Genomic DNA, 9,080 nt, shown 5'->3' on the forward strand with positions numbered 1-9,080 from the left:
GACTGTCGAACCAGCCGGGCGTAGAGCATGGCAGAACGAGCTGAACTCGCTTCGACCTACATAATCCAGTCCATGGGTCTTCCCATTAAAGTTTGTATCGCCTGGTCCTACTCCGCCCAGATCATGATGGCGCGTGCACTTGAATATAATTGCGGAGCACGGAGATCCGCATAGCCGTTAGCCAACACGCCCGGGAATGCCGCAGACCTGTTACGACCGAACCGGCATGGGATTCGGTTTTGAGCGAGGGATGCGGAACTCGTCGCGTCATTTCGGAAACCTCACATACGAGTTTGTGAGGTTCGATTAGCCTGCGCAATGACTAGCCAGCGGTTGCAACGCATGGTGTTGTCGGAAGGCAAACGCGCCGGATGTTCGGATTCTGCCAAGCTGGTCAAGGATACGACGCCGGGCAAGTTGGTGCTTGCGCAGACTTTGATTTCTATCGAGGAGAATACCATATGCAGTTCAATGGCAGATGCCTGTCGATCCTGTTGTCACTGCTGTCGGCTGCAGGTGTGAACGCGATCGCCAAGGCGGATGAGCTTTCGCCGAAATACGCCGAGGTGCTCAGTGCCCTGCAGGACGGCAAGAATGTGAGGGTCATACTGGACCTGAACCGCTGCAGCACCGCCGAAGGCGGCAAGCCCGGTCCGGCCGTGCAGGGTGGGCTGGCTATCCGTGCGTTCAGGGTGTCCCCCCAGAACGGGATCAGCTTCGCCGATGCGCATCAAACCTTGGACGGCTCGGGCCATCCGGTAACCGAATATATTCGCCACAGCCTCGGCCGCGACGGCAAGCTCACCGTGCGGGCGTCCAAGTTGGCAGCCGGAGCCGCGGAAGCCGTGAACCAAGGCGAATTCGTCTGCGAACTGCCGGACGGCGCGAAGTTCGTCTGGTAATCGGGCAAAGCATAGCCATCGGCCGGTTGCAGTTTCGCGCAGCCTGCTGATGGCTGGCGCGCTTTCTGCGCTGTCCCTGGTGACCTTTGCCGGGCGATAGCCGATCCATCGGCGCCCACACGATCAGGTCATGAACTCCGCCGATGCCATGGCGGCAACATCAATTATAAGTCGGGGAGCGCTCTCCACGAGTTCTCGGCGCCCGATGTGCCTCTGCCATCAGCGCCAGAGGCAACGTGAGATTCAAGGTGAAGTGGCAATCAAGGTGAGCCGAGGCAGCGGCCTGCCCGACATCGAACACTTGTCGGCAGACTTGGAACGCCAGTTCGACCCGGCCGCGACCATTCCGGTAATGCTTTGTCGCTAACTGAATCAGATTCGAGGTGCTGAAAAGATCTCTGACCGGGCTCGGTCGCGGAAATCGCTAGACAAGCCCCACGAGTGAGACCGTAGGAGGACATGCTCATCCAGTGGGAGCCGGCACGAAAAGCATGTCGGCCCGTCAACGTTTTGTCGCGTTTCTGCAATGACTCGCTGAAGGCATCAATGTCGCAAGTCCGACCAAGGTGCAAGCATCCGCGCGAACGTCGCAAAGCCCGTGGCATTTCGTCCGTTTGAGCAATGCTCGCACGCTTCTTGGGCGGCATGCCATTTGCTGGATGGGGAGAGAACAAGATAAGCGGCGACCAGTGAAGCCTTGCGGTCGCCAGTCAGGGAGGTCGGACGTGGCGAAGAGATTCGTCGAAAATAGGTTGTTAAGGAAGATACGACGGATCTTGATCCCGCGAAGGCGTGCCGGCAGTCGTTGGTCGTGCGCAGGATCCTGTCATTGCTACTCGCATGTCGCGGCACCGGCGCATAACTTCGATCCGACGACGCACAATCGAAATGTCAGCCCCTTTTCGGTCGCCCTCTACGGACGGAGCCGGAGTGGCGCGAACTATCGAACGACAGCCGCAAAATCCGGCCAGCTTTGTGTAAGATCTGTCGCTGCTCGCGCGGTCGCGACTTTCGACGGCGACGAAATAGCGGCGGTCAAGTGCAACGATCCGAAAATCATTCGCATCCTGCCCTATAGCTTGCTGCGGATCGTGCTCCAAAATCACGCCTGCCCTGGCTACCTTCTGACTTCATGCCGGCGCCACCGGCGCCGCATTCGATCGTTGTTTGACTCTGTAAAACTACTGCTCAGGGCGCCAGTCGCATCTTGGCCGGGTAAGACGCGACCCGACACTTCCGGCTCGCTCGGTCTCATAAGACCAGGAACAGCATTGGCCGGATTGAAAAGGCAAGCTTCGCGTAATCTCACCCAGCGGGGAAAACCTACCGCGTGGGGCTGCGGCGCGTATCCTTGTTCGCTTGGGAAGGGCACACCATGGTAATCATCGCAGCCGCTCCGCCGGCGGCGCCCTCGCGCGCCTGGTATAAAATCCCCTACGTCCAGGTACTTATCGCAATCCTGATCGGCGTCATGGTCGGCTACTTGTGGCCTTCTGTCGCGACAAATGACTGGATCAAGGCGCTCGGCGATGGATTCATCAAGCTGATCAAAATGCTCGTCGCGCCGATCATCTTTTGCACCGTGGTATCCGGCATTTCGCACATTCAAGATGCCGGAAAGGTCGGTCGGGTCGGCATTAAGGCGCTGGTCTATTTCGAGGTTGTTTCCACTTTCGCTTTGTTACTCGGTCTGGTCATAGGCAATCTGTTTCCGATCGGCCATGGGCTCGCGGTCAAGCCCGATGCGGCGGTTGTGGCCGGCCTAGTCAACAAATCCGAAGCGCAGAAAGGGGTCGATTTCGTTCTCAACATCATTCCGGACAGCGTGGTCGGGGCGCTGGCGCGGGGCGACATCCTGCAAGTGCTGCTGTTTGCTATTCTGCTCGGCTTTTCACTGATGGCCCTGGGCGAGAAGGGAGAGCGGTTGCGTGGGATCATTGACGATGCCGCGCACGCTGTATTTGGCGTCATCGCCATCGTGATGAAGGCGGCTCCGATCGGCGCCTTTGGCGCTATGGCCTTCACGATCGGCAAATTCGGACCAGCTGCGCTCGGCAATCTCGTCGGATTGGTCATCCTGTTCTATGCCACGGCCGCGCTTTTCGTTGTGCTTGTGCTGGGTCTGATTGCGCGCTTGATCGGCTTTTCCATATTCAAGTTTATTGCCTATATCAAGGATGAACTATTGATCGTGCTGGGTACCTCGTCCTCGGAAAGCGTGCTGCCGCAGCTGATGAAAAAGCTGGAACGGCTGGGTTGCTCGAAGCCGCTGGTGGGCCTCGTGGTGCCAACCGGATACTCATTCAATCTCGACGGTACCAACATTTACATGACGTTGGCGACGTTGTTCATCGCGCAGGCGCTCGACGTTAACCTGACCTTGGGCCAGCAGTTCACAATCATAATCGTAGCGATGCTTACGTCGAAAGGCGCAAGCGGTGTCACTGGCGCCGGTTTCATCACGCTCGCAGCGACCCTGACGGTTGTCAGTCCCGCGCTGGTACCAGGCATCGCGATCGTCTTCTCGATCGATAAATTCATGAGTGAGGTGCGTGCACTGACAAACGTCACGGGGAATGGTGTTGCTGCTATGTTTGTGTCCTGGTGGGAAGGCGAGCTCGACCAAGCGAGCGTACGCAAGCGCCTGAACCAGGAGGACCGGCCCACCAATGTCGGGACATTCGAATAAGACGGGGCAAGTGGCAGTGTTCAGCGGCCGGCGAAAGAATATGGCGCCGCTCATGAGCCTTCGATTTGCCGTCAACGAAGTCGCGGTCGGCTGAATGCGTTGATCGATCACGTACTGACAATAGCGCTCAGACGGTCGCAGCAGCGGAGCCCCTTCGGATGGCGATTGCTCTGTGAGAACACCAATCCTTGATCTTGCCGTAAGCTCGAACTCCGCGCACCAGAGAAGTAGATGCACGTTCTCGGACCTCCGCGAGACCGGCCACGTCATCGGCCTCAATATCAAGCTCGCGGAGCGGACACTCCAAACCCACGGCGCGACGATGGCCTACCCCAGGGCATGCGGCTCGCCGCGACCTAGCCTCGGCTTAAGGTCTTTGCTGCTATGAGGTGTGTAACCCGACGTCCTCAGGGCGGCGCAGGAATTCCTCAACGGGCACGCCGACAATGCGGATAAAATTCGTGATCTACCGCAAATGACTATCAAATGCGCGGGGACAGAGTGATATCGATCGAAAGCCCAGCGTATATCGAACATTCGCAATGCCCCCAAGCAAAATGGCCTGCGCCTTGCAAAAGCGTAGACACGAAACCAGCGGGCATGACGCGGCGTAATGGAGCGGCTTGCCGCGTAGCGGCACGATTGGTCATTTCAAGGGCTTGGAAGTTAGTCGGCGCGCGCGATGAGCTCGGTTGATGATAAGCTCAGTGAGATCAGGTCGGTACGCAACCACATTTGGCGTTGTCGTAAGTTGCTTCAGACAGAATTACCTGATGCGGAGCGGAAGCTCATTGAGAACAGCCTTCTTGAACAGCATTCTGCCTTTGAGAAGCTTTTAGCGAAAACATTTCCTTTGACGTTCCGGCTCTGAAGTAAGTTTGCCGCCGGTGCCGCGGATGCTTTCTGGACATGGGCACAGAGAGTTGCCCAAGCGCCCCTCTTAGCCCATCACAGTACAAATTCATTAGATAAAGCCGTAAGGGGCTCAATTGCCAATTCGAGGAATATCGCCGGAAGCTGACGTAGACTGCCTTTCTCGATCCGATGACCGATCTTCGACGTCAGAGCGAACCGGTCCCCCGTCAAAATCCCGCAACAAAGGCACCGCCTTCCCCGTCTTCGCGATCACCGTGAACGCTGCGGCGTGCGGCAGAACACCAACCAGATCGTCGCCACTCGATAAAGTTGGAACAGGCACTTCGTCCACGCCGATCTAGCCATACTGATCGACGGAGGTCACGAGATTCAAGTTCATCCGGCAGGTTCGAGATCAAGCGTTTTGACCCCGCGCCTGTTTCGGAGAGGGTCTCTTTCACGAATTGGACTGCTCCTTTGCAGACACTTGGGCTTTGCCGCGTCCGGTAGGCCGCTACCCTAGCTTGAGGACGAGCCGCGATCGCACATTGCAAACAGGACCTGTTGTGACCGGACTTATGGTGTAGCGGAGCTTTGACATGCGTAGCCAACTACACAATCCGACGTCATCGCTCGAAACGCGGATTCACCAAGGGTTTTGATCTGTCTGGAAGACGGTCCGCTAGTGCTATCGTCCGGCATGTCTCGGTCGAGGGAATAAAGGAGCCGCTCCGACCTGGCAGGTCTCTCTGCCGAAACTGCAGCGTTTCGGTGACGTTTGGCTTTCACGTCGTCGCATCGATACAGGCGTTGATCTTCGTAACCGAACACGCCTGCAGTTTCATTCCGGCCTGCGCAAATCGACCTAATGACTCCCGCCTTTTTCGCAGTCGTCTCATCGCTATCGGAACTTTGGACTTGCCAACGATCGGAGCTCTTCAGTCGAGCTTATAAGCGACTTGGAAGAATATGCCCCAACGCTCCATGCTGTACTTCGCAAATTCAGGTCCAGCGATCGTGCCCGGGCCACCGCAGCCGCTGCACATGAAATCGCTGTCCTTTTTGGTCCACATAGCCCAATAGCGGCCGCCTATGCCCACGCTGAAATTGTTGGTGAGGAAGTAAGACAACACTCCTTGAACCTGCACTCCGCCGCCCCCATTGCCGCGTTGATCAAAGAAGGTCGTCGTCGGGCGCAAGAGATGGTGGTCACGACCACTGAAATCGGTCCAGGGCAGGTACGCGACGTCGGCACTGACGTGCCAGCGCTCCGCGAACATGGTCTCTCCGCTCACTCCGATGCGCGGAGCATTCCAATGGGTATCCTGGCTGCCGATGATCCGTTGGTCGCCGGGCGCCAGACATGGAGATGAGGGGTTGGCGTGCTGCACGCAGCCTGGCGTGTCTGAGTTCTGGCCGTAATATGTCCAGCCGATGAATCCACCGAGCTTGTAGTTGGCGCCGCGCAGGAGATCATAGCCAGCGTCAGCCGTGTAGTATGTAAACCTTCCGTTCGCCTGACCTGAGATCGTGTCGGAATAGGATATTGTGCTTTCGATCCCCCAGTCTTCATCGTTCATCTTTCCGCTGTTGAAACGCCCGGTGCCAACATAACCCTTCAAAAATATCCCCCAAGGGCTGTCAAGACGGCCAAATAATTCCCCGGAAAGCCCGTCCAGTTCGTGATAGGTGAGCCTCGACTCAAGAATGCTTGGATCTCCAGGGATTACCGGCACGGCGCTGTTGTCCCATTGGAATCGTCCCCGGCTGAGCCACAGCCTTGAGCCGGCCTCGAACGACCAACCGGCCGTGTAGGCAATTGGCCGTACGGTGTCGGTAGCTTGTGCGTATAGCGGCGGGTCGAACCATTGCGTCGCCCGAGGGTCGGCGCCAAAATGGTAGTTGAGAGCGAGCTTTCCGATCTGATAGCTGCTGGAAAGGCTGGTTGTGTTCGCTGGAAGAATTGCAGGCGGTGGAAACTGCACGGTCGGAGGTGTCGCCACGCTCGGCCCACCAAATTGCAAATAGTCATACTCGAATTTGACGGACCATGCCGGCGTCAGCGCCTGCTCGACGCCGACGCCAACGATGCCTCCAACACGACCATAGTCGAAGTGGGTCGTCTCCTGAGACATGAAGCCAAAATATTCATTATTGTTGACGACGTCCCCGCGATTGTTCTGCCAAGCCACGCCTCCCTTGAGGTAAGCTAGGGCGCGACCCTGCGCGCCAAACGCGTAACCTACACGGCCGGTCCCGGCGACAAAGACGGCTGGGCTTGCCTTGCAGTTTGCACTCACAACAATGCCGGAGGCTGCGAGGCAGCTGTTTGTGCCGTCGGAAATAGCCCGGCTAGCGTCAAGCTCGACACCAAAAACCCAGCTGCTATTCTGCCAATTGTAGCCGATTTGGCCACCTGCCAGGAAGGCAGGGGTATCGACGACGTCGCCATAGATTGAGGGACCGTAAGGATTACTGAAGGACGTGCGGCCGTAACCACCGCCGACATGCGCGCCAACATATCCTCCTGACCAGCTCCACAGCGCCGATGGTAGCTTTACTGTTGGCTCAAGGTCCGCGGAGTTGGCTGCACCGCCTCCAAGGATCGCAACTGTGGCGGCTACCCAAGTACGTACTCCAGATCGCATCGTAACTCCACTGTCGCGACGTGCGCCATCTATCGATGGCCGGATGACAATTAGCTACGCTCGTAGCCACGTGCCCGTCGGTGGACCAGCTACCAATCTTGGTGGGGCGAGGCCTCTTTCCTCCCTACTGCTTGCTTCGAATTCCTCGGCGCAATGACAGCCTGATTCGCATCAGTTCGACGGCTTGTCGCGATATTGTTGCGATCTTGCAGCTCGGACGCTCTTTTCCGAGCGAAGACGCTCGAACGTTGCTGTTTGTTGATGCCAGCTCGTCGCAAACCTGCCCTTCTCTCCACCGCGCCTGGGACCACGCGACGACATTCGTCACGCAAAGTATTAAAGTTCTCTCTGAGACAAAACATAGCGGCGTCTGGGTCATCACGCCCAGTAAAGTGGCCGCAGAAGCGCATCAAGTCCGGCCTGCAAGACGTCAACGTCGCTTTTGGCCTCAGATCTCGCGCTTGAGCGTGTTTTGTCTGAACAGTAATTGTCGCTAGAACAGCGAGGGCCGCTACAAGGCGATATGCCATGCAGATCCAATAAGTGCGTCGCTTTTGGTTCACCACATTTCTCTTAAGCTAGATGTCCTTCTATCGCCTTGCGAAATGAGCAACATGGCCCGTCAAGCAGAAAACAAGCAAAGCTTTTCCAGCATAGGCGGCAGAGACGCGCTCTCTTATCTTCCCCGATCAGAGCGGCGCTCTCGGGTCGTTCACGCCCCCATATTCGCGGCCAAATCCAACTTGATTTGCGGCCGAGCAGCGGGCAAGAAACTGGCATACGAAGCTCTTGCGGCTGGTCTCAGCGCACGAGCAGCCTGTGAGCGCCGCTGGGGCCTGTTGATAATCCGGCCATCACACGATGACCCGATTGGCTCGCGGCAGACCCTAACCATCTTTGCTGCGGTGGGATTTGGACAAACGACATTCCGAGAAGAGGATCGAATCTGGGCCGCGATCCCGGCTAATCCCGCGTCAAGCAAATCCACCGCGCGATGATGCCATAACCGTTTGAAAGAGAGTAAGCCGCAAGCCGCTCACCCAGTCGGGACCTGGCGTCTATGACGCATGCTGTCATGCCAAATTCAACTATCTGCGGAAGAGCGGCGCGCGGACATCGAAGACCGCGCTTCGCGCCGGCGTCCGCTCTTCAATCCAGCAGAGCCAACGCTAAGACGTTCCGCTCTGATCTCGCATTGCGCCGCCCGCTTCGGCGCAGCTTGACCCGCACCAGCTATGCCGAGCAATAACACTTCGCATGCTGGACTATTCACAACCAAGGACCTTGCCAATTACGCTTTCCAGGTGACATTCGAATTCTTTACTGCCCGATGTGCGGCTTCGAGAGACGACAGCCGCCAGCCTTATCTCATACAACCTGACGCTACGTGCGGTTCAAGCCCTATTGCGTGCCGCCGCGACGATATTCTTTCCTCGTAGCCTCGAAGCGCTTGGGCGCCCCACGGTCGGCGACGTCGGTCTGCTCACCGGCGAGGGCGTCAAGTTCCGCGTCACCGTTCAAACCGACGGTACGGAGAGACTTAAAAATCGTGACCGTCTCCTCCCTTGCCTGCAACTGGCTGATCGTCAGTTATCCGGCGCCATTATCCGACCAATGATCCGTGCCAATCTCAACAGCGATCGAGGCCAGGTGGTCACTTCTAGCGATCCAAAGAGGAGGTGGACGACCTCGTCCGCGTTGAGGTTCGTTGACGGTGGCGTTAGCCCGTCGAACCGGTCCTCGCATCGATGCAGACGCCTCCAAAGGGGTCGCCATCGAATCCGCCTCGCGTCGGCTGTCCGTGTCCGATTGAAGATGCCATCATCGGAAGCCAGACGGATACCGGCCATTGCGGGACACTGCGCTGGGCGGGACGTACAAACTTCACCACGATCAAGCAACACGCGCACATTCCTCCAGCGGCACGCAAATTGCTGGGATGAGGAGCCAAGAGCCGCCACAAGGAAAGCGGCGCGATAGCTCTCG

3 protein-coding genes and 1 pseudogene are annotated in these 9,080 nt (G+C 57.6%); 2 read left to right on the forward strand and 2 right to left on the reverse strand.

What is annotated here, in order from left to right; all coding sequences use genetic code 11:
• Positions 1–461 precede the first annotated feature (461 nt).
• Together PMN64_RS40225 and dctA are read left to right on the forward strand one after the other, a co-directional pair.
• On the forward strand, positions 462–902 hold the full coding sequence (locus PMN64_RS40225; protein ID WP_411784750.1) for a VirK family protein: 441 nt from the start codon (positions 462–464) through the stop codon (positions 900–902).
• Positions 903–2,277: 1,375 nt separating this feature from the next.
• Positions 2,278–3,591 carry a C4-dicarboxylate transporter DctA gene (gene dctA, locus PMN64_RS40230; RefSeq protein ID WP_411784751.1) on the forward strand — a complete coding sequence of 438 codons (1,314 nt, stop codon included), beginning with the start codon at positions 2,278–2,280 and terminating at the stop codon, positions 3,589–3,591.
• 1,793 nt (positions 3,592–5,384) lie between these two features.
• Here dctA and PMN64_RS40235 read toward each other — a convergent pair.
• Positions 5,385–6,449 carry an omptin family outer membrane protease gene (locus tag PMN64_RS40235; RefSeq protein ID WP_411784752.1) on the reverse strand — a complete coding sequence of 355 codons (1,065 nt, stop codon included), beginning with the start codon at positions 6,447–6,449 and terminating at the stop codon, positions 5,385–5,387.
• A 21-nt stretch (positions 6,450–6,470) separates the two neighbouring features.
• Positions 6,471–7,052, reverse strand: a pseudogene (locus PMN64_RS40240) (outer membrane protein); the annotation flags it as partial.
• Between the last annotated feature and the right edge of the window lie 2,028 nt (positions 7,053–9,080).

The sequence above is a fragment of the Bradyrhizobium sp. UFLA01-814 genome, from assembly GCF_046718885.1.
Classification (GTDB): Bacteria; Pseudomonadota; Alphaproteobacteria; order Rhizobiales; family Xanthobacteraceae; genus Bradyrhizobium; species Bradyrhizobium elkanii.

What these genes read in the sequence shown, in the direction of transcription:
- dctA (WP_411784751.1), top strand. Translation starts at nt 2,278, where the DNA reads ATGGTAATCATCGCAGCCGCTCCGCCGGCGGCGCCCTCGCGCGCCTGG.
- PMN64_RS40225 (WP_411784750.1), top strand. Translation starts at nt 462, where the DNA reads ATGCAGTTCAATGGCAGATGCCTGTCGATCCTGTTGTCACTGCTGTCG.